This window comes from Streptococcus sp. HMSC062H02 (assembly GCF_001813005.1).
GTDB lineage: Bacteria > Bacillota > Bacilli > Lactobacillales > Streptococcaceae > Streptococcus > Streptococcus oralis_S.
This window is the reverse complement of the sequence record NZ_KV811121.1, coordinates 1-23,026: the sequence shown is the minus strand read 5'-3', so window position 1 is coordinate 23,026 and position 23,026 is coordinate 1. Positions and strand designations below refer to the sequence as shown.

The following is a 23,026-nucleotide window of genomic DNA, read 5'->3' as shown; positions in this document are numbered from 1 at the left end:
GGTGTGAGCCTCTTTTTTGTTTCTTTATATCCTTACCTGTCTGTCTTCAGACCGCTGACCTGTGATAAACATGGTAAAGGTTGCCTTGCAGACATTTCTGCCTTCTTGATTGGTGATATCGACATCCACGACACAGGTTGTGCGACCTTGATGGACACATTCTCCTTTAATGGTCAGCACATCGTCGAGTTTTCCTGCCTTGAGGTAGTTGATAGAGGACTGGAGTGTCACTCCATCAAGCCCTAGCGAGATAACCACCAAACCACTAATCTGGTCACAAAGGGTGAAGAGATAGCCACCATGGGCATTGCCATAGTAGTTGAGCGACGAGTCCACTACTTTTGTCGTCACCACAACGTGACCGTCTCTCATTTTTTCTATTTCGTAATTTTCAAAGGCAGATATAGCGTCAAAATGAAAATCTTTCATCGTTTCCTCCTGATAGTTCAAACGACACTATGATACTAGTTTTTATAGGACTGTGCAAGGAGAAAGCTCCTAGTCTGGCAAAATTCCAACCTGCTCTACAAAGCGCATAAATGCTGCTTGTCCCTGTTCCGTTTGCTTGTAAACCCCTGCGTCCTCCAAAACACGTGCAAAGATAGCACCCACAGAGTCCTTGACGATTTCAAGGGCTTTTTCTTTATCTGCTAGGTCCGGATGTTGGGCTTTGAGCTGGTCTGCCCATTCCTGATGATAAGGGGTAACTGCTTCATCATCTCCTACAAGATAGCTGGCAACTTGCTCCACTTCTGCTTTCAAACGAGGTGGTAAGATTGCCAAGCCCATGACCTCAATCAAGCCGATATTTTCCTTCTTGATATGTTGAACATCCTTGTGGGGATGATAGATGCCATCAGGATGCTCTGCCGAAGTCTGATTGTCCCGCAAGACCAAGTCCAATTCAAACTGTCCATCACGCTTACGCGCAATGGGTGTAATGGTGTGATGCGGTATCCCGTCTGTCTCTGCCAAAATTTGCACTGCAGGATCTGAATACTGACGCCATTCCTGCAATATCTTATCAGCCAAGTTGATCAAATCTTCTTTTGAATCCGAGGTCAAACGTAGCACTGACATAGGCCACTTGACAATCCCAGCCTTGACCTGATCAAAACCAGCAAATCGGAAAGCCTTTTGCAAAGGAGCCAATTCCATAGGAAACACGTGACGGCCTCCTTGATAGTGGTCATGGGTGAGAATAGAGCCTCCCACGATTGGCAGGTCGGCATTAGAGCCTGCAAAATAGCCAGGAAACTGCTCTACAATAGCCAGCAGACGCTCAAAGCTCTGACGACTGATAGCCATGGGGCGATGCTGGCCGTCTAAGAAAATACAGTGCTCATTAAAATAAGCATAGGGCGAATACTGGAAGCCCCACTCCTGACCCGCCATTTCAAAACGGATAATGCGGTGATTGCTTCGAGCTGGATGGTTAACCCGACCATGGTAGCCTTCGTTCTCTAGACAGAGTTGACACTGTGGGTAATTGCTAGCTTGAACCAACTTAGCTGCCGCAATCTCTTTTGGATCCTTTTCAGGTTTAGACAGATTGATAGTAATCTCCAGTTCTCCGTAGTCTGATGGTACACGATAAGCGATATTCTTAGAAATAGCCTTGAGCTTGATGTAGTCATTTTTCTGGCTGAGCTGGTAAAAATCACCTATCGCCTGCTCAGGAGAGTGAGCATAGGTTGTCCAAAAGTCACGATTAACCTGACTTGGACAAGGAGTTACCAAGTCCATCAGTTCAGAACCGAGGATTTCACGCGCAGTCTGACTGTCCTCAATCGTCTCTAATCGAACTGCTTCCTCGACTAACTGGTCCTTAAGGTCAATCAACTCATCCAGATCAGTCTCAACTTCCAAAACACCTTCACCCACTCGTGCTAAGACACGATTGGTTAGGTAGATTCGATCCATTTCCTCAAATGAACTTTCAGCAATGACTTCCGTGATAAATGCATCTAGAACTCCTTGACTCATTGATTCTCCTTCTTACTTTCTAAATAATCTCTGACAGCATCTAAATCCTGAAAAACTTGTTCTGTTTTATTTAAGAAAGACTGTGCTGGCATTTTTAAGTCTGGAATACAAATAACTGGTATCCCAGCTCTATACGCTGCTTCAATCCCTGCTTCACTATCCTCTAGTACTAAGCAATTCTCTGGTAAAACATTCAAATCAATACAGGCCTTTAAAAATATATCAGGGTAAGGTTTACTTCGCTTTACATCTTTTGCAAAAACTAGATGGTCAAATAGGGACAGTATCCCATTACTATCCAAAATCATTCTAGCTCTAGATTCAACACTTGAAGTTGCTAGAGCGATTGGAATACCTTCTCTTTGCAAAAAAGCAAGCAAATTTTTAGCACCTTTTTTTAAATTTACACCTTTGGCTAATATTCGAGCTTCCAGTTCATAAACTTTTTCCAAGGTTTGGTCAAAGTTCCAAGGTAAATCATAGTTATCTAAAAATCGTTGAACATTCTCCTCTTCCCTATGTCCACTGTATTCTCTAGAATATGTTTCTTCTGTGAAAGGAATTCCAAAATCTTTAAGCAATTCTTGATAAACTTTTAGAGAAATGATCTCAGTATCAGCTAATAAGCCATCTAAATCAAATATTACAGCGTCCATTTACTTCTCTCCTAGTCTAAAACGCGAGTGCCACCTGCAACTTCAGCGATATAGAAGCTTGGAGCATATCCAACGACTTCCTCATAGTGCTTGCCAACAGCTGCTTTAAAGGCCTCAACAGCATCTTTTCGCACCAAGGCAATGGCACAGCCACCAAATCCTGCCCCTGTCATACGAGCACCCAGAACACCTTCCTGAGCCCAAGCTGTGTGAACAAGGGTATCCAATTCCAAGCCAGTTACTTCATAGTCATGCTCCAAAGAAACGTGAGATGCATTCATCAAGCGACCAAAGGTTTCCAAATCACCTGCTTGAAGGGCTGCTTGAGCTTTAAGAGTACGTTGGTTTTCAAGCACAGCATGGCGAGCACGTTTTAAGCGATTTTCATCTTTAATCAGATAGCTGTATTGGTCAAAGGCCCACTCATCCAATTCACCCAAGGTCTGAATATCCAAGGCAACTTGCAATTCTTCCACAGCTTTTTCACACTCAGCACGGCGTTCATTGTACTTAGAGTCCGCCAGTTCACGACGTTTGTTGGTGTTCATGATAACAACGACATTGTCCTTCAAATCAAGTGGCACCAAGTCGTACTCCAAAGTGTTGGTATTCAGGTAAATGGCACGTTGGTCAGCACCCATACCGATGGCAAACTGGTCCATGATACCAGAGTTTACTCCGATAAAGTTGTTTTCTGTTTGTTTTCCGATTTTAACCAAATCCAAACGGTCTAGTTTTAAACCAAAGAGATGCTCTGCCACAACCCCTGTCAAGAGTTCCAAGGATGCTGAAGAGGACAAGCCTGCACCATTTGGGATATTCCCATAAACATAAAAATCAAACCCTTTGTCAATCACATGCCCAGCTTCTTGCAAGAAATGAAGAACCCCTTTTGGATAGTTGGTCCAGCTGTGCTCTTTTTCAAATTTGAGGTCAGCAAGAGGCACTTCGATGATACCCTTGTCCTCAAAGTTGGCTGAGTAGAAACGCAAAACTTGATCGTCACGCTTGCGAGCTGCACCATAAGTTCCCAAAGAAATAGCAGCTGGAAAAACGTGACCACCGTTGTAGTCCGTGTGTTCACCAATCAGATTGATACGACCTGGTGAAAAGAAAGTTTGGTCTGCTTCTTGACCAAAAACGGCAAGAAAATCTTTGCGAAGGGCTTCAGTAGTAAGATCTTGTGTCATATAAATTCTCCTTTGACTGTCCGTTAAGTCATCTTAACGTGTAATCGTTTTCTTCTATTGTATCCAAGGGATTTACCAAGGTCAATCCTTTTTACTAAACTTTTACTAAACTATCAGTAAAAATCAGAAAAATATGATATACTAACCTAAAAGGAGGAGGATTTATGGCTACCTTAAAAGACATCGCACAGCTAGCCTCTGTCTCTATTGCGACCGTATCTCGTGTCCTCAATCGCGACCAGAGCCTATCTGTCACAGAAGAAACCAGACACCGTATTTTAACCGTCGCGGAAGAGCTAGGCTATACTAAGCACCTCAAGACAGGCGAATCCCACAAACCAAAGCAAAAGATTGCCATTATCCAATGGGTCAGCGAACAAGGGGAGTTGGAAGATCTCTACTACTACCAGATTCGTCTCGGTATTGAAAAAAGAGCCCAAGAGTTGGACTATGATATCTTGCGCTATTTTAATGACCATCCTTTTACACTGAGCGAGGAAGTGATTGGCATTCTCTGCATCGGAAAATTTAGCCGAGCTCAGATTTCTGCCTTTGAAGAATACCAAAAACCTATAGTCTTTATAGACAGCGATACCCTCTCATTAGGTCATACCTGTATTATCACTGACTTTTACACTGCTGTGAAACAAGTTGTAGACCATTTCCTCAGCCAAGGTATGAACCGTATCGGAATTCTCACAGGTCTTGAAGAAACAACCGACCAGGAAGAAATAATCCAGGATAAGCGACAAGAAAATTTCAAAGACATTACCCAAGCAAATGGAATCTACCATGAAGAACTGGTTTTTCAGGGGAGCTTTACGGCCCAGTCTGGCTATGACTTGATGAAGGAGGCCATTCACAAGCTAGGAGAACAACTCCCACCAGCCTTTTTCGCAGCCAGCGATAGTTTGGCCATCGGCGCCCTCCGTGCCCTCCAAGAAGCTGGAATCAGCCTGCCAGACCGCGTCAGCCTCATTTCCTTTAACGACACTAGCCTAACCAAGCAGGTCTATCCTCCCCTCTCTAGTATCACGGTCTATACTGAGGAAATGGGCCGAGCAGGCATGGATATTCTTAATAAGGAAGTTCTACACGGTCGCAAAATCCCTAGCCTAACCATGCTAGGAACTAGACTGACTTTGAGAGAAAGCACTCTGCCATAACTCCACAAATTAAACATGACAAAAAATCCTAATAGAGAGTCTCACATCTCCATTAGGATTTTCTTTTTTAGTTCATCACAATCATAGACTTAATGGTCTTACGTTCGTCCATATCTTTATAAGCTTGATCAATATCTTCTAATTTATAGCTTGAAGTAAAGACGCGACCTGGATTGATATCACCATCCAGAACAGCTTTTAGTAATACTTGTTTGTTATAAGTTGTGACAGAAGCTGGACCACCGCCGATTATTGTATTTTGACCAAAGGTTGAGCCAATGGCACGATTTTCATAGTGCGGTACGCCAACAAAGCCTAAACGTCCACCATTGTGAAGCACTCCAAGGGCTTGATCTACGGCTGCTTCAGTCCCAACACATTCAAGGGCTGCATCTGCTCCACCTCCAAGGATTTCACGGACTTTGGCAATTCCCTCTTCACCACGTTCAGCCACAACAGCTGTCGCACCTGATTCCAGAGCCATCTTTTGGCGATCTTCATGACGACTCATAAGGACAATTTGAGAAGCTCCACGCATCTTAGCTGCAATGACAGCACATTGGCCAACAGCCCCATCCCCGATAACGACCACCTTGTCGCCCTTTTGCACATTAGCAACACGCGCCGCATGATAGCCTGTCGGCATGACATCAGCAAGTGTCAAAAGTGACTTGAGCATGCCTTCGCTATAATCTGAAGGTTGACCTGGAATTTTCACAAGTGCCCAATTAGCAAAGTGGAAACGGATGTACTCTGCTTGGACCCCGTTAGACCAGTTGGTGCCAATATGGCGGTCACAAGTCCCATCATAGCCAGCGCGACAGGCATCACACTCCCCACAGCCATGGGTGAAAGGTGCGATGACAAAGTCTCCTGATTTTACTGTAGTAACGTTCTCACCAACTTCTTCGATAATTCCGATAGCCTCATGACCGCTATTTCTATGTCCTTCTTCGATTTCTGGATTACGGTAACTCCAGAGGTCCGAACCACAAACGCAAGTACGGACAATGCGGATAATAGCATCATCTGCTTCTATAATTTGCGGACGTTCAATTGTAGCAAGTCCAACCTTGCCTGCCTTTGTATATACTGCTGATTTCATTTAAAATTTTCCTTCCTTGTAAAGTTTAATTTTGAGATTTAAGCGATTTAAAGCCGTCTGTAACTGAGAAAAGCGCTCTTCTAATTTTTTCTTTTCCTCTTCTAAAATACCAAGCCTTCCCTCTCGCGTTTCATCCCCCTTTTGGTAGAGCGACATATAGTCAACTAAACTGTCTACAGAGACACCCGCCGAACGGAAACACTTAATAAATTCCAGTGCTTCTATATCCTGATCTTGAAAGTCACGAATCCCAGTTGCAGTTCGAGTAATCGGTGGCACAAGACCAACTCGCTCATAATACCGAATCGTATCCGCTGAAATTCCCAATAAGTCGCTGACAGATTTAATATTCATATACTAGCCTCCTTTCATATCCTTCATTGAATTTAAGCAATGATAACTCACTTATCTTATTATACAACTTTGAGTTGACTCCAAGTCAAACATTTTGCATCTAAAAGAAAAATTCTTTTAATTACCAAATTTTTAAAATATTTAAACTGGAAAGAAAATACTCTATTTCAAATAACATAGGGGTTCAATCATTCTTGACTCTATACTAATGATGCCCATGCTTCTGCTCTAACTCTCTCACTCTCCGTCTATGTTGCGCATGATTGCTTTGACTGCTATCTACTTCAATAGTGATATTCTGCACGCCTCTTTCTTCTAAAAATTGACGCACTACTTCTTTGGTTTCCATCATCTGTTCCCAGTCCTTGATACAAATGTGAACAATAGCATTATTCTCTAGACCATCCATGGACCAAATGCTAAGTTGATTAACACTTTTGACATTGGGTAGAGCCTCTAAATCTTTCTCCAAATCACTTGTCTCGACCCCTTCTGGCACAGCATCTAGGAAAATTTTTAGTGCACTCCAAAAGCGTGGAATGGCTTTCGACAGAATAAAGATGGAAATGACCAGAGATAAAAGCGGATCGAGGATATACCAGTCCGTAAATCGAAGAATAATCGCCATTAGAATGACAGCCAACCAACCAAGAGTATCTTCCAAAAAATGCAAGCTAAGAATAGATTCATTCTTTGTTTTTCCCTTACGAACTACCAGACTAGCTAGCACATTGATAGCTACCGCAATGATTCCCAGCCAGAGAATCCCTTCCTCATTAACGGGTTGCGGGTGAGCGATCTTTGTGACATTTTCCAAAATCACTAGGACAGACCCTATCATAAGAATCACAGCCGTTAGCATGGCCCCTAAAAGACTAAAACGTTTGTAACCCAAGGTGTACTGTCTATCTTCTTCACGATTGGAAATCGTTTCTAAAAGGGCAGATATGCCAATGGCTATAGCATCTCCCAAGTCATGAACAGAATCAGCAAGAACTGCACTCGAACCAAAGATTCCTCCTGCGATAAACTCAACAATCGCATAGCTTAAATTTAAGAAAAAAGCTAACCAGATAGATGTTTTAGAACTCATTTCTCTCCCTCCTTTGGTATAATGGGTATATACATACTTCTTTCATTTGTATTATCTAATAAAATCCAAAGAAAGGATAGAAGCAAACTGTCAGTCCTGTTCAGTTCTGAACAGTTTGTCACTAGTGTCTATATGACAAAAAGAGACCGTCGAGTCAGCAAGACGAAAAAAGCCATCTACCAAGCTTTTTTACAACTTTTGAACGACAAGGGCTATGATGCCACTACTGTTCAGGATATCATTGACCTAGCAGATGTTGGGCGCTCCACTTTTTACTGTCACTACGAGAGTAAGGAACTCCTTTTAGATGAGCTCTGTCGCTACCTCTTTCATCATCTCTTTGAAAGGGAAGGACACTTGACTACCGAGGACTACCTCGCACATATCTTTTTACATTTTCAGAAAAACCAGGACCATGTCACCAGTCTCCTTTTTTCCAAAAACGACTACTTCCTCCGCCAACTACACAGGGAACTCAAACACCACGTTTATCCCATGGTGGCGGATGACTTGCAAGAAGCCTATCCAAACATTCCGGACTCCTACCTCCAGCATTTTGTTGTAACGAACTTTATCGAGACCCTAACTTGGTGGCTAAAAAAAGGAAAATCTTATACCGAAAACCAAGTGGTGAAATTTTACCTTGATGTAATAGAGATGACCTCTACAACTCCACTTGATAACTAAGCCTGAAACTCAGAAAGGAACCAACTATGTTAACTTCGATGATTCTAGGAATACTAACAATTGTACTAGCTCTCGCCTTCTCATTGCTTCACCTTGCTGCTGCTTTTTCAGCCATGAAACAAAAGAACTACAGTCTGGGAAACACGTGCATCTTGGTTGGCAGTTGCCTCACATCTCTGGCTCTAGCCATCTTTTACTTCGTACCAGTTGCAACCATTCTTCTATGGATTGTGGGTTCGAGTATCGTCTGCTATGGAGCCTACTGGAACGGCCAACAGAAAGAAAAGCAACATATCTCGCACCACATCGTTCGTATAACGACCGCTATTATCATTACGGTATTATTCATTTTGCTCTAACACAAAAAGGATCAGATGATCCTTTTTTACTTTTTAAGCGCTTTTTGCTGCCTTGCTCCACTGATACCACCCAACTAGACTATTGATCAAGTAAATCAGGTATTTTCCTTGGATTTGCAGGCTTTCTCCCCACCAGAGATAGATTGAAAAGACAGTAGTAGCAGCCCAGAATATCCACTGTTCACGGTAAACAGCTGTCATGAGGATTTGCCCTACACCATTGGTCGCATCAGTGATAGAATCACGATAGGGACGATTAGCTCCGATAGACTGATAAATAAACCCAAAGGCCAACCACCAAAGAACACTAATAGAAAGATACTTTGTCCAACCCTTGCCGTCTAGTTTACGTGCGACAAACTCTTGTTGTTCTTTCTTAAACTGGGCTTGATAAATCCAAACCAAGAGACCAATTGGCTGCATAATTGTAAAATAGAGAGTTGTTAAAACCTCACCATAGAAGCCTTTCTGCAAAGCCAAGATAAGGTAAATGACAGAGTTAATCAAACCAAAAAGGTAATTACTTGCTCGACCTTCTGATACAAAGATGACACAGATAATTCCAGTCAGGCTACAAATCATCCCAACCCAGTCAACAATGCGGTGTTCATAAATCAACTCAAGCCAGATTGGAAAACTTCCTAAAACTAGCAGGTAAAGCCACTGGGAAAAACTACGATTGGCAAAGAGGTCATTCCAGATAGCCTTCATAGTTCCTGAAAATCCTAAATCAGCCATAGCAGCAACCATACGGCGGTAACCGCCAGACATTTCACCAAGAGTAATTTTGATATTCTTGAGTTTTGTTTACAAATAAGTCGTCATATTTTCTCCTTTTGTTTTTAAAGAGCTGTGTCTGGATAGACTTTCGGACGCAACGCTCTATTATATATCTACTGAACTTTCTATACACAAGATTTCCATCCTTAGTCGACATGAGCTGGAAATCCTTATTTGTTAAGTAGTTCACAACTCATTATACAACTAATTTCTGAATAGTCAAGTGTATTTACAGTAAAATTTTGAAAATCCTGAAAATTTCCTCTTATTTTCCATTTAAAAATGAAAATCATTAATTCTGACACTAAAAAAGCCCAGACAACATTGTCTGAGCATTCTTCTGTATGTCATTTAAAGAAGTTGAGTTTGACATTTTCAATCTATTTCTTCAACAATCCTTGTTCTTGGAGAAACTCCTTGGCTACTTGTTCTGCTGACTTGCCTTCAACACCGACTTGGTAGTTGAGCTGGCTCATCTGGCTTTCAGTAATTTTACCAGCCAATTTATTGAGAACTGTCTCCAACTCAGGATGTTTCTTGAGAAGAGCTTCTTTCATTAGTGGAGCTCCTTGATAAGGTGGGAAGAGTTGCTTGTCATCTTCCAAGACCTGTAAATCATAACGCGCCAATTCTGCATCTGTCGAATATGCATCTGTGATTTGAATATCGCCTGACTGAATTGCCTGGTAGCGAAGGGCTGGCTCCATGGTCGCTACATTGAGATTGAGACCATACATTGATTGCAAGCCCTTATTGCCATCTTCACGGTCATTAAATTCGAGTGTAAAACCTGCCTTCAGCTGCCCTTCCACTTTTTTCAAGTCCGAAATGGTCTTCAAGCCATATTCTTGAGCAATATTTTTCGGAACAGCTACAGCGTAGGTATTTTGATAAGACATGGGTTTGAGATAGGCTAGATGATCCTGTTTGGCAATGCCATCACGCGCCACTTGATAAACCTGGTCTGGCTCATGATCTACTTTAGGTGCTGGTTGAAGTAAACTTTCAGTCACTGTACCAGTAAATTCAGGATAGATGTCAATATCCCCTTTTTTCAGAGCTTCGTAGAGGAAACTTGTTTTCCCAAAATTCGGTTTAACAGTCGCAGTCATACTGGTATTCTCTTCAATCAGCAACTTATACATATTAGCCAAAATTTCTGGTTCAGGCCCCAATTTCCCAGCGATCACCAAGTTCTCTTTCTCTTTTTGTGCTAAAAGGGCTGGACTATAAGACAGACCGAGCAATATGGTCACCAAGGCAAAACCAGAGAAAATCGTCCGCAATTTTGCTTTTTCCATCACTTTTAGCAGGAAGTTAAAGGCAATGGCCAGCACTGCTGAAGAAAGAGCCCCAATCAAAATCAGACTGGTATTATTGCGGTCAATTCCCAAAAGGATAAAGGAACCCAGTCCCCCAGCACCAATCAAGGCTGCCAAGGTCGCCGTACCGATAATCAAGACCGCTGCCGTCCGAATCCCAGACATCATAACAGGCATGGCAAGTGGAATTTCGAATTTCTTGAGACGTTCCCATCTGGTCATCCCAAAGGCAATCCCAGCCTCTTGCAGACTCGGATCAATTCCCTTCAGCCCAGTGATGGTATTTTGCAAAATCGGGAAAATAGCATAAATCACTAGAGCTGTCAAGGCCGGTAAGGCCCCAATTCCCATCAAGGGAATAAAGAGTCCCAACAAGGCCAGAGACGGGATAGTCTGGAAAATTCCTGCAATCTGCAAGACCCAGTCCGCCATCTTTTCATGATAACGAAGATAAACAGCCAAAGGAATCGCGATAAAAATAGCTAGTAACAAGGTTAAAAGTGACAACTGCAAATGTTGAGATAGAGCTGTTACCCAATCACCAAAACGATCCTGAAAAGTTGATATCAAATTAGTCATGAACACTACCTCCAAACAAATCTGCTACAAAGTCCGTTGCAGGAGCTTTTAAAATGGTCTCAGGGTTCGCCACCTGACGAATCTCTCCGTCCTGCAAGACAGCAATACGGTCACCTAATTTCAAAGCTTCATCCGTATCATGGGTCACAAAAATCGTTGTCATCCCAAACTCTTTATGCAATTCTTTCGTCAAAACCTGCAACTGTTTTCTCGAAATGGCATCCAAGGCTGAAAAAGGTTCATCCATAAGCAAAATCTTAGGCTGACCAATCATAGCACGAACAATACCAACCCGTTGCTGTTCTCCGCCAGATAGTTCACTAGGAAGTCGATGTCCATACTCAGCCACTGGTAAACCAACTTTAGCCAAAAGCTCTTCTGTTTTCTGAGCAATTTCTTCCTTGCTCCAGCCCTTCATCTCAGGAATGAGGGCAATATTTTCCGCAACCGTTAGATTGGGAAAAAGAGCAATGGCCTGTAAAACATAACCAGTAGAAAGACGAAGTTCCCGCTCATCATAGTCTTTGATGCGCTTGCCATCCATATAAATATTTCCATCAGTTGGTTCCAAAAGACGGTTAATCATCTTGAGCATGGTTGTCTTACCAGATCCAGATGGACCAACTAAAACCATGAACTCCCCATTCTCAATCCGTAAATTGACATCTCTCAAAACATCTTTTTCTGTGTAGCGTAGCGCTACATTTTTGTATTCAATCATTCTTTGTCCTCAATTTAAAATTTTCCTCGGTTTGTCAAGTTACCAAACTTTTAATAACTAATTTACCCCATTCTAAACCTCATTTTCCTGCTCTTTCAGATTAGCCAAAATTCTTTCTTGAAAACCTTCAAACTGACGAATTTCTTCCTCTGAAAATCCTTTGTAACAGATAGTATCCAATCTCTGACTGACACGTTGCCCAACTTCTTTCTGGGACTTGCCCAACTCTGTTAAAACTAAATACTTCTTACGCTTATCTTCTCCACACGGACTGACAGTTATAAGATTTTGCTCCTCTAACTTTTTTATCATAGTCGTCAACGTATTATTAGCAAGCCCAGTCGCAAGCGCAATATCTGTGGCTGTAGCGCAACCTGTCTCACTATTCCATAAAACCGCTAAAATCTTTCCCTGTTCACTCCGATAAAGAGCCTCAGGATCCTGACTCAGTAACTTTTGAAAAATCCGCCCATTCAATAAACGAATATGATGGGCAACTAAATGACTATCTTTCATGATCTCTCCAATTTATTTCTATATCGAATTGTTTTTATTGTAACACCCGCCATTCCATCTGTCAACTATTTCGATTTAGAAATAGTTTTCACCAACAAAAAAGACCTCCTACCTAGAGTAGAAGATCTTCACTATTTATTAACTTAATCTGTCATGTCTGATACCAAAGTTCGACGCTCCAATGGAATACTGCACATAACTAACAAGAAAATGAAGCCTGACTGAATCCAGAAAAGGGCCAAGTCAAAGATTCCATGCACAGCAACCACTGTAAGGAAAGATAGATAAAGACCGATAATTGGACGTTTCCCCGACTCCTGACTCATATCCATCATCAAACGAACAGGAGCAACAGAAGACAAAGCTAATAAAATGGTTCCCACAATTCCGTAACTCAGAATCGTATCAATATAAAGGCTGTGAGCATGTTCATGATAAGGAGCATTTATCCGAGGATAAGAGTGCATATAGGTCAATGGCCCCTCCCCCCAAAAAGGATTTTGCTTAAACAAGGCCATCCCAGCATCCCAGATAGAAATGCGTTCTTCCATAGAGGAATCTAAAGTCCCCATCCGAACTCCCAAATCACTAGAAAAAAGGAAACTCAAGCCAATCGCAAAGACCCCGATACTAAGCCAAAAGGCCTTCCAGTTTTTAATGGTTGTAAAGAGATAAATGATGGCTCCAGCGATAATAGCAGGAAAGGCAGTTCGATTTTGCGTAAAGTTCAATCCAAAGAGATTAACAAAGCCTGCAATCACACAGAATACCTTCAACCAATTCAACTTGGTCGTTGTAAAGAGATAGAAGGCAATCATGATACAGAAACAACAAATAATTCCATAGTAATTAGGATTAAAAAAGGTCACTTCTGCCCGATTCTGATGCCATACCTGCATATTGGGCGAAAGAAAGGCATAGTTAAATTTCTTTACAATTTGGAAATGCTCCAAAGTAGCAAAAGCCGCAGAGAGCACACTACCAAACAAGATTGTCTGCAGTATCAGTCGAAAGAAAGCATGTGTCAGACGTTTCTGGTAGAAACTAAAGAAAATGAGGAAGAGAAACATCAGTAAAGATGCAACCAATCCAAGCCAATTCTTAGCGACGATAGAGATGATGCTACTGTAGGCAATAAAAAAGAGAAGTACAGGATGTTTGGCCAATCCTTTGATAATTCCCTTCATCTCCCCAGTAACAAGTAAACCTATCAAATATAAAGCAAAGAGGGCTAAGAACAAATAAAAAGGTAAAAAGATACTTATGATCATCAAATACAAAAAGAAATCTTTTTTCGAAAGCCCTCTTATCTTATCCAGTAATCCAATTGATTTCAAAACGGATCCTTTCTGTTCTGGATTTCTCCAGAAGATAAATGCTAAACTATCTTTATATTCTACCATTTTTTCCGTCATTTGGGAACAATGAACACGTTTTCACTACAAAAATTTCTGTCAGCAATATAGCACTAGAACTGAATATTTCTGCCGTTTTCCACTACTTGATAGGTCTGACTCTGCAAATCAATTTCTGCTACTGCTGTTACGGACTTGTCTTTATTTTGACGTTTGATTACAATGCTGTGAGCTGTTGGTGTTTCAACGTCAATAGTCCCTTCTAGGTCAAAGGCCTCTGATTGATTACGGAAAGAAAATAGATTGAGAAGAGACTTCACCACAGGACGTTGAACTTCTTCTGTTATTTCCTCATTGGTATAGTAATGACGATTAATATTTCGACCTTCTTTGGTTTCTTCTAATAATTTCAAGTCATTTTTTCCTGCTAATAGACCCACATAGTAAACCTGAGGAATGCCTGGAGCAAAAGCTTGAATCAGACGAGCGAGGAAGTACTTGACATCATCATCTCCAAGCGCAGAATAATAGGTTGAATTGATTTGGTAGATATCTAGATTGTTATACTCTGCACTAGAGTACTTACGTTTGACATTCGCTCCAACCTTATAGAGCTCATTTGAAGCATAGTCAATTTCCTCATCAGTCAGGATATCCTTGACATCCACCACTCCAATCCCATCATGGGTATCTAGTGTCGTAAATTGCTTCATCGGGCTCATCTTTAACCACTTAGCCAAACGCTCTGTTCTGGAACTGTAAAGAGTATAAAGGGTCACCATTGGAAGGGCAAAATCGTAAACATAGTAATCATGGTCCGCTATTTTAAACTGAATCGAATAGTGTTCATGAATCTCAGGTAAGAGCTCTGTCCCATACTCAGCAGCGATATCTCGAACTTTGTCCAATAAATTCCAAATATCTGGTTCCACAAAGAAATCATTGGTATCCAATTTCTTCACTGCGTAAGCAAAAGCATCTAGACGAATCAAATCACACCCGTTACTTGCTAGATGTTGAATCGTCTTACGGATAAATGCCATCGTTACTTCTTTGGTCACATCAAGATCAATCTGCTCCTCACCAAAGGTATTCCACAAATGTTCTACTGAACCATCTGCAAAAACAATCTCTTGCTTTGGTGCACGATCCTTTCGCTTGTAAATTAAATCTACATCAGCCTGTGTCGGACGATTTTCCGGCCAAAACTTATCCCAGTTTAAAAAGAGATCTTTGAATTCACTAGCTTCATGTTTTTCTTGATAGTCCTTATAATATTTCGATTGACGAGAAATATGATTAATCATAAAGTCAAACATAAGATAATATTTCTCACCTAAACGCTTAACATCCTCCCAATCACCAAACGCTGGATCCACTTCATCGTAGTCAACTGGTGCAAATCCGCGATCACCTGTTGACGGGAAAAATGGTAGAAGGTGAACTCCCCCAATAGCATCGCCAAAATGTTCTTCCAAATTCTCATACAAGTCTTTAAGGTTATTTCCAAGACTATCTGAGTAAGTAATCAACATGGTTTTATTTTGAATGGTCATAGATGGTCTCCTTTTTCTGATGAAAGCCAAGTCTCATATGACCTGGCTTCGTAAATTAAATTCATTTTAAATCAATGTCTGTCATCTAATTCGTACTAATATAGACTGCAAGTAACTAAGTACTACTTTCTTTTTTCTACATAGAATTGTCAATAAGCTGAACTGTTCCTCTATGTATGGAATTATAAATTCCATAAGCACTTTCTTACTTCACTGCCCCGTTACTCATTCCTGAAATGATATGTTTTTGGAAGATGAGGTAGACAATGGTTATCGTTACAATTCCCACAATATAAGATGCAAAACTTGGGCCATAGTCATTGAAGTACTGACCTTGGTAGTTGTATTGGAAGAGAGGTAAAGTCCACATCTTGGAATCCTTATTCAGAATCAAGAGTGGCAACATAAAGTCATTCCAGAACCAGAGAGCATTGATGATCAAAGTTGTCGCATGCATGGGCTTCAACATTGGAAAAATGATTCGACGATAAGTTGTAAAACGATCAGCCCCATCGATTTCCGCAGCTTCATCCAAACTATCTGGTACACTGATTTTTATATAACCAACATACAAGAAGAGGGTCTGTGGAATAGCATAAGTTAGGTAGAGTATTACTAGCCCCCACATATTTGCTAGGCCGAGTTTACTCATCATAACTGTGATGGGAATCATAATCACCTGAAATGGAACAAATATCCCTAAGATCAGGAGCGAATACATAATTGCAAAGGCTTTTTTCTTGGACATATTTCGAGCAATGGAATAAGCTGCAGCTGGTATAAAGAAAGCCACTACAATCAATGATAACACCGTAATAACAGCTGAATTCCAGAAATAGCCTCCAATTCCATCCGAAATTAATCGTTCATAATTACTTAAGGTAAAAGGATTGGGCAAACTAAAGAAATGATTCATGATATCCTTAGTTGTTTTGAAAGAACTAAATACTGTTACCAACAAAGGAACAAGTATAAGAATACCACCGACTATCAAGAGGACGTATTTCCAAAACTGATTCAATTTTTCTTCTTTTTTCATGTGTAGGACTCCTCTATTAGATTTCAAATTTCTTTGATAGCTTGATTTGGATAATAGAAACAATTCCAATAATTAAGAATAAAATCAAGGCAATTGCATTCGCATATCCATATTGATTACTCTTGAAAGCATAGTTGTAGACTAACAGTCCAAGAGACGTTGTAGCATTATTTGGACCACCACTCGTCAAGGCAAAAATTTGGTCAAAAGCTGTCAAACCAGACTTAAGAGCCAAGATAAAAACCATTGAGATCGTTGGCAATAAATAGGGCAATTCAATCTTCCAAAAGGTTTGTTTACTTGTTGCACCATCAATTGATGCTGCCTCTAAAATATCATTTGGAATACTCTGAAGACCAGCAAGAAAGAGAATGATTGGCATAGCTACTCCTTGCCATAGAAGAACAAAAATAGTTGCCACTACCGCTCCAACTGGTGTCCCCAATAGACTCTCTTGTAAAAAGCTAATTCCTAAAATTTTTCCAATCGTTGGAAGACCATAGTTGAAGAATTGTTTAAAAATCAAGGAAACTGTCAAACCAGACAAAACAGCCGGGAAAAAGAACCAAGCTCTAAAGAAGGTCTGCCCCTTCATCTTAGAATTTAAGGCTCGTGCCACAACCATCCCAATTGTAATCTCACCAACAATCAATGCCAGAGTTAAAATCAAAGTAAAGGCTATGGCTGTGAAGAATTTCCCATCAATCATCAGCAATTTGTAGTTATTTAAACCAACAAATTTATAATTATAGGTCAATCCAGTCCAGTTAGTCAAACTATAGAAAGCACCTTGTACCATTGGAAAGTAAAAGAAGATAGCTTGTAAAGCAAGCGGGATGAGCAAAAATGTCCAACCCCAGTATTTATTTAAAAATTTTCGAATAGCCATATCATCTTAACTCCTATTCTAGTCCAAATCTGCCTTCATTGGATTAAAGAAAGCATTGAGATTGTTTGCCATATTTTTCAGATTTTTATCCATCAGGTAACCTGCACTTAGATTAAAAAAGTCTTCTTCAGAGTTCCAGCGTTGGCCCAACCAAACATAATGTTTGTCCGTAAATGCCAGTTTAGAAATAGCTGCAAGCGCTGAATCTTCTTTTTCCTGTATGCCTTTCACCGCAACTGGTGATCCATCTACATCATAGTATGACTGCATAGCTTTTGGACTAGTCATATAGCTGATAAATTCTTCGGTTTCTTTCGGATGTTTGGTAGTAGCTGAAGTTGATAATGCCATATCCCCTGCACCAACAGTGACTTCTTTTCCTACTTCTTCTCCAGGAAAAGCAAACATCCCCACCTCAAATTTTGGATCCTGTTGATTAATTGCAGCTAATGCCCATGATCCTTGTGGCATCATCAAGGCTTTTTCACTCGAAAATGCTACCACCGCATCATTATAAGAGGCACCACGCCAACCATCTTGAGCATTATCTGCTAATAAATCGAGTCGTTCTGCATCTGCTTTTAAAATAGCATCATCCGCAGAGATGGCGTTTGGTTTTGAAAAGCGAAGGTAATTATTAGCCGCGTCTCCACTACCCGTAAGAGTAATGAGAGAAAGTTGGTGGTAACCATTTAATGTCCAGCCTTCATTGCCTGCAACCGCAAACGGAGAATTTCCACTATCTTTTATCCTTTTGACAATCTCTTGAAACTCTTTAAAAGTCTTCGGCTCCTCAAGCCCTAATTCTTTAAACTTCGTTTTATTGTAATAGATTCCATAAAGGTTGGCCGTTAAAGGCACACTATAAACTTTATTGTTAATCGCATACTTTTCAGCATAGTCATTCTTGATGTTCTCAAGATAGGGTTTTCCTGTCATATCTGCAAAATAGCCTGCCTTCGCCCACTCCTGAAAATCCATATTTTGAGGATAGATATTAATAATATCTGGAACATCTCCTGATAAAATCCGAGTCTTTAGAACAATTCCAGCTGAAGGTACTGTAGTCAGCTTCACATCAATATTAGGGTGTTCCTTCTCAAAATCATCCACTATCTTTTGCAAGGTATCTGCCATCTCGGTCTTCTGGTTAAAAAACTCAATCGTTACCTTGCCATCAGTTGATTGATTGTTCTGACCACAAGCCACGAGGCCTAGTAAACTTGCCCCAGCTACTAAAAGAAAACCTGCTTTCTTATACCATTTCATTGGAATGCCTCCTTGATAAATTTATACGCTTTTATTATAGTCTCTTGAATTTATACTGTCTACTCAAAAAATCTCCTGGTGATAAGGTAGCAGTTAAACCTGCATACATGAGCTCTGCACCCGAGTAAACAATGTTTGTCCCTTCCAGCTCATAAAGCCCTTCCACCTCCAAATCTTTCAGTTTCAAGGTGGTTTCCATTGTTTCCACAACTGATAGGACTCGGACGTAGGTTACAATCGTTTGATTTCCATAGTTAAATTGCACAGCTGCTTCATTGGATTCAGCATCGGGATTGATTAACCTATACTGGTTTCCCAACTGGACTACTGGTCGCAATTCTTTATACAAATTCACCTGATTAGCAATCTCATCCTTCTCTTCATCTGATAAACTTGTCAAATCAAGTTCATAACCCAGATTTCCCATCATTGCCACGTGACCACGAGTTTCCAATGGTGTCATTCGTCCCATCTGATGATTTGGTACTGCTGACACATGAGCCCCCATAGAAATGGTTGGATAGAGATAGGATGAGCCGTATTGAATTGGTAAACGTGCAATAGCATCAGTATTATCACTTGCCCAGACTTGAGGGAAATAACGCATCATACCAAGATCATTTCGTCCACCACCACCAGAGCAGGACTCAAAGAGAATATGGTTGTGCTTCTCTGTCAGATACGAAACGAGTTCGTAAAGCCCCAACATATACTGATGAGACTGCATCTGGGTTTCCAAGTAGGCTGAACCATTCCCCAGGTTAGTAATATTACGGTTCATATCCCATTTGATGTAGTCAATATCATGATGAGAGAGGAGTTCATCTAAGACATTTTTCAAATATTCTACTACCTGAGGATTAGCAAGATTAAGTACTAATTGATTTCGAGAATAGGTATGCTCATAACCTGGAACCTGAATAGCCCAGTCAGGATGTTTACGATACAAGTCGCTATCAACAGAAATCATCTCCGGTTCTAACCAAAGCCCAAACTGCAAACCTCTTTCATGGATAGCTGAAATCAGACTTTCTAGACTTCCACCCAGCTTTTTCTCATTAACAACCCAATCACCTAAAGCACGATTATCATCAAAGCGATTACCAAACCACCCATCATCTAATACAAAAAGTTCTATTCCAACTTTCTTAGCTTCATCAGCTAGTTCTAACAGTTTTTCTCTCTGAAAGTCAAAGTAGGTAGCTTCCCAGTTATTGATTAGAATTGGACGCTCTTTTTTAGAAAATTTACTTGGCATAATGTGCTTAAGTACAAAATTCTGACTTTCATGACTAATACCAGTTAATCCCTTATCTGAATAAGTCACAAAAGCTACCGGTGTTTCAAAGTCTTCCTCAGGATCTAACTTCCAAGAAAAATTTTCTGGATTAATCCCAATAGCAACCCGAACTTCATTCAATTGATTCTTTTGAACAAAAGCTTCAAAGTTTCCACTATACATCAGTTGAATAGCAAACACATTCCCAGCATCATCTGTAACTCCTCGATCACATAATAGAAGAGCTGGTGTTTGAGCATGCCCAGAAGCTCCACGGTTCGAACTAATCGAAAAGATTCCTTGCTCTACCTGTTGACGTCGGACAGTCTTTTCACGAGCATAAGCTCCCTGTAAAGTCACTATTTCGTAAGCTGCAGCGGGAAAATCAGCCATAAAAGAAAAGTCCTTATGAATGACAACTTCCTGATTACTATTATTCTCCAATTTGCTATAACTAGCAATTGTCGCATCATTATCAAAAGCTGTATAATACAAAGTCAGACTAAGTTTAGCTTGAGGATCTTTTAAAATCAAGACAAGAGTCTCTGTATCATCCATGCTGTGAGGAGAAGGTAAGCCCTGTGGACCATTCTGACCTTTTAAAATCTTTGCTTCTACAAATCGAAAGTTTGTTACTTCAGTTGCATCATGCTGAACCTGTAAAGTTGATTTTCTAAAGTCACCCAAACCATGTTGTCCAAAAATCTGACGTTGCGTATCCAAACTAAAGGTTCGATTAGTAGCTATGGGATTACCAGAAAAAGCATGATCGCGTTCATAAACACTATTAGAACCTCTATAATTCTTAATAGTCTTTCCTAAATGTTTTAATAATAAGTACCCATCCCTATTTTCAATAATCAAACTTAAACCTTTACTCTCAACGTAAAATAGATTATTCTCTATTCGAACTCCCATAAATTGTACCTCATCCATTTCTTGATAAAATTTTATCACATAAAAGCGCTTTCTAAAATAGAGAAATGTATACAAAGTATGGTAAAATGTTAGGTAGGAGGTGGCCCATGCTCGTTTTTTCAGAATACCAGACTGGAACAATTGACCTTTCTCTTAGCTTTTACGGTTATGAAGAATGTACGCCTAACTACTCTTTTGGCCCAGCTATTCGAGATACCTATGTACTCCATTACATTACTAAAGGAAAAGGTCAATTCCATTATAAGGGGAAAATTGTTGATTTAAAGGCAGGAGATTTCTTTTTACTAAAACCAGATGAATTAACATTCTATCAAGCAGATAACCAGGATCCTTGGGCTTACTACTGGTTGGGGATCACTGGAGGGAGGGCACCTGACTACTTTGCTCTATCTCAAATTTCTGACCAATCCTACCTCACCCAGTCAAATAACTGTCATACACAAACAACTGCAAAACTCGTTGAAAATATTGTCCGTTTCGCTCAGATTACAAAATCAAATGAATTGGCTCAACTCCACATCATGGGACAACTCCATGAACTAATGTTTCATCTAGGAACGATTGCTCCCAATCAGAAAAAAGAGAATATTTCATCAACTCACCAGCTCTATCTTGACTGCAAACAATTAATTGATAGTCACTATCCACGATCGATCACCATTCAAGATTTAGCAAAAGAGCTATCGGTTCATAGAAGTTACTTAACTAGTGTGTTTAAAGAATTTCACCAACTCTCTCCAAAAGAGTATTTACTTTTCGTTCGAATGAAGCGTGCGCAACAGTTACTAGAACACACCAATGAAACGATAAAAGTCATTGCGTATTCTGTGGGTTTTTCAGATCCATTACATTTCTCAAAAGCCTTCAAGCAGTTTTTTCATAAAACACCTAGTCAAACTCGAAAGGAATACTCTCACTCCCTCTTAGCTAGAAAGGAAAATCAATGAAATCACACCAACTAGTCTACCAAATATTAGCTAGAGAAAACGATTATGTTAGCGGAGAAAAAATCGGAGAAGAACTGAATTTAAGCCGTACATCTATATGGAAAGCGATCCAACGTCTTCAACAAGAAGGCCTAGAAATTGACAGTATCAAAAATAGAGGCTATAAGCTTATTCAAGGCGATCTGATATTGCCTGATTTGATTCAGGAGAACACCAACTTAACCATTAGCTACAAGCCTGAGACCAAATCAACCCAAACAGATGCAAAAGAAGGGATTGAAGCTGGAAACCAAGGAAACACACTCTATCTTTCAACCTGTCAAACAGCAGGTCGTGGCCGCTTTCAGCGCCCCTACTATTCTCCATCTCAGGGCGGGATCTATATGTCTCTGCATATTCAACCAAACCTTCCCTATGAAAAACTCCCATCCTATACTCTTCTTGTGGCAGCTGCAGTCTGCAAAGCCATTAAAAATCTAACTATGATAGAAGTAGATATCAAATGGGTAAATGACATCTACTTCAAAAATAAAAAAATAGCAGGAATCCTCACCGAAGCGATGACATCAGTTGAGACAGGCTTGGTTACAGACGTCATTATCGGACTTGGTATAAATTTTTCTATAGCAGACTTCCCAGATGACCTAAAAGAAAAAGCAGGCAGCCTATTTATGCCACCTGCACCAATTAGTCGTAATGAGCTCATCAGCGAAATCTGGAATTGTTTCTACAATACGGCTTCAGATGAGCTACTCTATATCTATAAAGAAAGATCAATCGTGCTTGGAAAAGAAGTTACCTTCCAGCTAGATGGAAAATTGAAAAAAGGTCTTGCAAAAGAAATCTCAGAATCCGGCCAACTTCAAGTCGAATTTGAAGATAAACATACTATCTGGCTAAATAGCGGAGAAATATCACTAACAAGTTGGTAATAAACAAATCCCCCTTTTAATGATTTAGAAGGGGGATTTGTTTACAAAAAAAGAGCCTAACAGCTCTCTTAACTTACGGAGAATGGGGGATTCGAACCCCCGCGCCGGTTACCCGACCTAACGATTTAGCAAACCGTCCTCTTCAGCCTCTTGAGTAATTCTCCTATTATAATGGGCACGAGTGGACTCGAACCACCGACCTCACGCTTATCAGGCGTGCGCTCTAACCACCTGAGCTACGCGCCCAAGTTCAAAAACTTGGTATGAACTTTCGTTCAAAGCGGGTGACGAGAATCGAACTCGCGAC

Annotated in this window: 22 protein-coding genes and 2 tRNA genes; 5 read left to right on the top strand and 19 right to left on the bottom strand. The window is 40.5% G+C overall.

The window, feature by feature from the left end; genetic code table 11:
• Positions 1-24: 24 nt before the first annotated feature.
• The 4 genes from HMPREF2885_RS04835 to HMPREF2885_RS04820 form a co-directional block, all read right to left on the bottom strand.
• Positions 25-429, bottom strand: a complete 405-nt coding sequence (locus HMPREF2885_RS04835; RefSeq protein WP_000651197.1) for a PaaI family thioesterase — start codon at positions 427-429, stop codon at positions 25-27.
• 69 nt (positions 430-498) lie between these two features.
• Entirely contained in the window at positions 499-1,986 is a 1,488-nt protein-coding gene (locus tag HMPREF2885_RS04830) for a UDP-glucose--hexose-1-phosphate uridylyltransferase (RefSeq protein ID WP_070657321.1), read from the bottom strand.
• Positions 1,983-2,642 carry an HAD family hydrolase gene (locus tag HMPREF2885_RS04825; protein ID WP_000340242.1) on the bottom strand — a complete coding sequence of 220 codons (660 nt, stop codon included), beginning with the start codon at positions 2,640-2,642 and terminating at the stop codon, positions 1,983-1,985. Before HMPREF2885_RS04825 ends, HMPREF2885_RS04830 begins: the two co-directional genes overlap by 4 nt.
• An 11-nt stretch (positions 2,643-2,653) precedes the next feature.
• On the bottom strand, positions 2,654-3,832 hold the full coding sequence (locus HMPREF2885_RS04820; protein ID WP_045616738.1) for a galactokinase: 1,179 nt from the start codon (positions 3,830-3,832) through the stop codon (positions 2,654-2,656).
• A gap of 164 nt (positions 3,833-3,996) precedes the next feature.
• Between HMPREF2885_RS04820 and galR the strand changes: the two genes are divergently transcribed.
• Positions 3,997-4,998 (top strand): DNA-binding transcriptional regulator GalR, encoded by a 1,002-nt coding sequence (galR, locus tag HMPREF2885_RS04815; RefSeq protein WP_000212536.1) that lies wholly within the window; start codon positions 3,997-3,999, stop codon positions 4,996-4,998.
• A 67-nt stretch (positions 4,999-5,065) separates the two neighbouring features.
• On the opposite strand, the gene HMPREF2885_RS04810 is transcribed toward galR, so the two are convergent.
• The 3 genes from HMPREF2885_RS04810 to HMPREF2885_RS04800 all read right to left on the bottom strand — a co-directional run bounded on the left by HMPREF2885_RS04810 (position 5,066) and on the right by HMPREF2885_RS04800 (position 7,550).
• On the bottom strand, positions 5,066-6,103 hold the full coding sequence (locus tag HMPREF2885_RS04810; RefSeq protein WP_000833726.1) for an alcohol dehydrogenase catalytic domain-containing protein: 1,038 nt from the start codon (positions 6,101-6,103) through the stop codon (positions 5,066-5,068).
• On the bottom strand, positions 6,104-6,457 hold the full coding sequence (nmlR, locus tag HMPREF2885_RS04805) for a stress response transcriptional regulator NmlR (RefSeq protein ID WP_001022654.1): 354 nt from the start codon (positions 6,455-6,457) through the stop codon (positions 6,104-6,106).
• 205 nt (positions 6,458-6,662) lie between these two features.
• The gene (locus HMPREF2885_RS04800; protein WP_000095927.1) at positions 6,663-7,550 is read right to left on the bottom strand and encodes a cation diffusion facilitator family transporter; all 888 of its coding nucleotides are present in this window, start codon (positions 7,548-7,550) and stop codon (positions 6,663-6,665) included.
• A 132-nt stretch (positions 7,551-7,682) separates the two neighbouring features.
• Between HMPREF2885_RS04800 and HMPREF2885_RS04795 the strand changes: the two genes are divergently transcribed.
• Both HMPREF2885_RS04795 and HMPREF2885_RS04790 read left to right on the top strand, forming a co-directional pair.
• Complete coding sequence (locus tag HMPREF2885_RS04795; protein WP_000166618.1) at positions 7,683-8,237, top strand: TetR/AcrR family transcriptional regulator; 555 nt, start codon at positions 7,683-7,685, stop codon at positions 8,235-8,237.
• 26 nt (positions 8,238-8,263) lie between these two features.
• Complete coding sequence (locus HMPREF2885_RS04790; protein WP_000958147.1) at positions 8,264-8,596, top strand: hypothetical protein; 333 nt, start codon at positions 8,264-8,266, stop codon at positions 8,594-8,596.
• A 33-nt stretch (positions 8,597-8,629) separates the two neighbouring features.
• Here HMPREF2885_RS04790 and pnuC read toward each other — a convergent pair whose 3' ends face one another.
• From pnuC to HMPREF2885_RS04740, 10 genes are all read right to left on the bottom strand, one after another.
• Positions 8,630-9,367, bottom strand: coding sequence for a nicotinamide riboside transporter PnuC (gene pnuC / locus HMPREF2885_RS04785; protein ID WP_000014133.1), 738 nt, complete (start codon positions 9,365-9,367; stop codon positions 8,630-8,632).
• Positions 9,368-9,756: 389 nt separating this feature from the next.
• Positions 9,757-11,277 carry an ABC transporter permease/substrate-binding protein gene (locus tag HMPREF2885_RS04780; RefSeq protein WP_070657319.1) on the bottom strand — a complete coding sequence of 507 codons (1,521 nt, stop codon included), beginning with the start codon at positions 11,275-11,277 and terminating at the stop codon, positions 9,757-9,759.
• Positions 11,270-11,998 carry an ATP-binding cassette domain-containing protein gene (locus tag HMPREF2885_RS04775; protein WP_070657318.1) on the bottom strand — a complete coding sequence of 243 codons (729 nt, stop codon included), beginning with the start codon at positions 11,996-11,998 and terminating at the stop codon, positions 11,270-11,272. Before HMPREF2885_RS04775 ends, HMPREF2885_RS04780 begins: the two co-directional genes overlap by 8 nt.
• Positions 11,999-12,070: 72 nt before the next feature.
• A complete protein-coding gene (locus HMPREF2885_RS04770) occupies positions 12,071-12,514 on the bottom strand; it encodes a MarR family winged helix-turn-helix transcriptional regulator (RefSeq protein ID WP_070657316.1) in 444 nt (147 codons plus the stop codon).
• A gap of 143 nt (positions 12,515-12,657) precedes the next feature.
• Positions 12,658-13,851 carry an O-antigen ligase family protein gene (locus HMPREF2885_RS04765; protein WP_008289123.1) on the bottom strand — a complete coding sequence of 398 codons (1,194 nt, stop codon included), beginning with the start codon at positions 13,849-13,851 and terminating at the stop codon, positions 12,658-12,660.
• A 131-nt stretch (positions 13,852-13,982) separates the two neighbouring features.
• Positions 13,983-15,425 (bottom strand): sucrose phosphorylase, encoded by a 1,443-nt coding sequence (gene gtfA, locus HMPREF2885_RS04760; protein ID WP_070657314.1) that lies wholly within the window; start codon positions 15,423-15,425, stop codon positions 13,983-13,985.
• A 205-nt stretch (positions 15,426-15,630) separates the two neighbouring features.
• Positions 15,631-16,464: a carbohydrate ABC transporter permease gene (locus HMPREF2885_RS04755; RefSeq protein WP_000711271.1), complete on the bottom strand. Its 834-nt coding sequence runs from the start codon at positions 16,462-16,464 to the stop codon at positions 15,631-15,633.
• A 16-nt stretch (positions 16,465-16,480) separates the two neighbouring features.
• Positions 16,481-17,353: a carbohydrate ABC transporter permease gene (locus tag HMPREF2885_RS04750; protein WP_070657312.1), complete on the bottom strand. Its 873-nt coding sequence runs from the start codon at positions 17,351-17,353 to the stop codon at positions 16,481-16,483.
• 18 nt (positions 17,354-17,371) lie between these two features.
• On the bottom strand, positions 17,372-18,622 hold the full coding sequence (locus HMPREF2885_RS04745; RefSeq protein ID WP_065371368.1) for an extracellular solute-binding protein: 1,251 nt from the start codon (positions 18,620-18,622) through the stop codon (positions 17,372-17,374).
• A gap of 34 nt (positions 18,623-18,656) precedes the next feature.
• Positions 18,657-20,819, bottom strand: a complete 2,163-nt coding sequence (locus tag HMPREF2885_RS04740) for an alpha-galactosidase (RefSeq protein ID WP_070657310.1) — start codon at positions 20,817-20,819, stop codon at positions 18,657-18,659.
• A gap of 107 nt (positions 20,820-20,926) precedes the next feature.
• Here HMPREF2885_RS04740 and HMPREF2885_RS04735 point away from each other — a divergent pair, with 107 nt between their 5' ends.
• Positions 20,927-21,787 (top strand): AraC family transcriptional regulator, encoded by an 861-nt coding sequence (locus HMPREF2885_RS04735; protein ID WP_063641714.1) that lies wholly within the window; start codon positions 20,927-20,929, stop codon positions 21,785-21,787.
• A complete protein-coding gene (gene birA / locus HMPREF2885_RS04730; protein ID WP_000835308.1) occupies positions 21,784-22,719 on the top strand; it encodes a bifunctional biotin--[acetyl-CoA-carboxylase] ligase/biotin operon repressor BirA in 936 nt (311 codons plus the stop codon). Before HMPREF2885_RS04735 ends, birA begins: the two co-directional genes overlap by 4 nt.
• Positions 22,720-22,795: 76 nt before the next feature.
• On the opposite strand, the gene HMPREF2885_RS04725 is transcribed toward birA, so the two are convergent.
• Both HMPREF2885_RS04725 and HMPREF2885_RS04720 read right to left on the bottom strand, forming a co-directional pair.
• Positions 22,796-22,883 (bottom strand) — tRNA-Ser (locus HMPREF2885_RS04725).
• Between the two features lie 8 nt (positions 22,884-22,891).
• A tRNA-Ile gene (locus tag HMPREF2885_RS04720) sits at positions 22,892-22,965 on the bottom strand.
• Positions 22,966-23,026 lie beyond the last annotated feature (61 nt).

What these genes read in the sequence shown, in the direction of transcription:
- HMPREF2885_RS04825 (WP_000340242.1), bottom strand. Translation starts at nt 2,642, where the DNA reads ATGGACGCTGTAATATTTGATTTAGATGGCTTATTAGCTGATACTGAG.
- galR (WP_000212536.1), top strand. Translation starts at nt 3,997, where the DNA reads ATGGCTACCTTAAAAGACATCGCACAGCTAGCCTCTGTCTCTATTGCG.
- birA (WP_000835308.1), top strand. Translation starts at nt 21,784, where the DNA reads ATGAAATCACACCAACTAGTCTACCAAATATTAGCTAGAGAAAACGAT.
- HMPREF2885_RS04835 (WP_000651197.1), bottom strand. Translation starts at nt 429, where the DNA reads ATGAAAGATTTTCATTTTGACGCTATATCTGCCTTTGAAAATTACGAA.
- HMPREF2885_RS04830 (WP_070657321.1), bottom strand. Translation starts at nt 1,986, where the DNA reads ATGAGTCAAGGAGTTCTAGATGCATTTATCACGGAAGTCATTGCTGAA.
- HMPREF2885_RS04735 (WP_063641714.1), top strand. Translation starts at nt 20,927, where the DNA reads ATGCTCGTTTTTTCAGAATACCAGACTGGAACAATTGACCTTTCTCTT.
- nmlR (WP_001022654.1), bottom strand. Translation starts at nt 6,457, where the DNA reads ATGAATATTAAATCTGTCAGCGACTTATTGGGAATTTCAGCGGATACG.
- HMPREF2885_RS04790 (WP_000958147.1), top strand. Translation starts at nt 8,264, where the DNA reads ATGTTAACTTCGATGATTCTAGGAATACTAACAATTGTACTAGCTCTC.
- HMPREF2885_RS04775 (WP_070657318.1), bottom strand. Translation starts at nt 11,998, where the DNA reads ATGATTGAATACAAAAATGTAGCGCTACGCTACACAGAAAAAGATGTT.
- HMPREF2885_RS04780 (WP_070657319.1), bottom strand. Translation starts at nt 11,277, where the DNA reads ATGACTAATTTGATATCAACTTTTCAGGATCGTTTTGGTGATTGGGTA.
- HMPREF2885_RS04770 (WP_070657316.1), bottom strand. Translation starts at nt 12,514, where the DNA reads ATGAAAGATAGTCATTTAGTTGCCCATCATATTCGTTTATTGAATGGG.
- gtfA (WP_070657314.1), bottom strand. Translation starts at nt 15,425, where the DNA reads ATGACCATTCAAAATAAAACCATGTTGATTACTTACTCAGATAGTCTT.
- HMPREF2885_RS04810 (WP_000833726.1), bottom strand. Translation starts at nt 6,103, where the DNA reads ATGAAATCAGCAGTATATACAAAGGCAGGCAAGGTTGGACTTGCTACA.
- HMPREF2885_RS04795 (WP_000166618.1), top strand. Translation starts at nt 7,683, where the DNA reads ATGACAAAAAGAGACCGTCGAGTCAGCAAGACGAAAAAAGCCATCTAC.
- HMPREF2885_RS04745 (WP_065371368.1), bottom strand. Translation starts at nt 18,622, where the DNA reads ATGAAATGGTATAAGAAAGCAGGTTTTCTTTTAGTAGCTGGGGCAAGT.
- HMPREF2885_RS04755 (WP_000711271.1), bottom strand. Translation starts at nt 16,464, where the DNA reads ATGAAAAAAGAAGAAAAATTGAATCAGTTTTGGAAATACGTCCTCTTG.
- HMPREF2885_RS04800 (WP_000095927.1), bottom strand. Translation starts at nt 7,550, where the DNA reads ATGAGTTCTAAAACATCTATCTGGTTAGCTTTTTTCTTAAATTTAAGC.
- HMPREF2885_RS04750 (WP_070657312.1), bottom strand. Translation starts at nt 17,353, where the DNA reads ATGGCTATTCGAAAATTTTTAAATAAATACTGGGGTTGGACATTTTTG.
- HMPREF2885_RS04820 (WP_045616738.1), bottom strand. Translation starts at nt 3,832, where the DNA reads ATGACACAAGATCTTACTACTGAAGCCCTTCGCAAAGATTTTCTTGCC.
- pnuC (WP_000014133.1), bottom strand. Translation starts at nt 9,367, where the DNA reads ATGTCTGGCGGTTACCGCCGTATGGTTGCTGCTATGGCTGATTTAGGA.
- HMPREF2885_RS04740 (WP_070657310.1), bottom strand. Translation starts at nt 20,819, where the DNA reads ATGGGAGTTCGAATAGAGAATAATCTATTTTACGTTGAGAGTAAAGGT.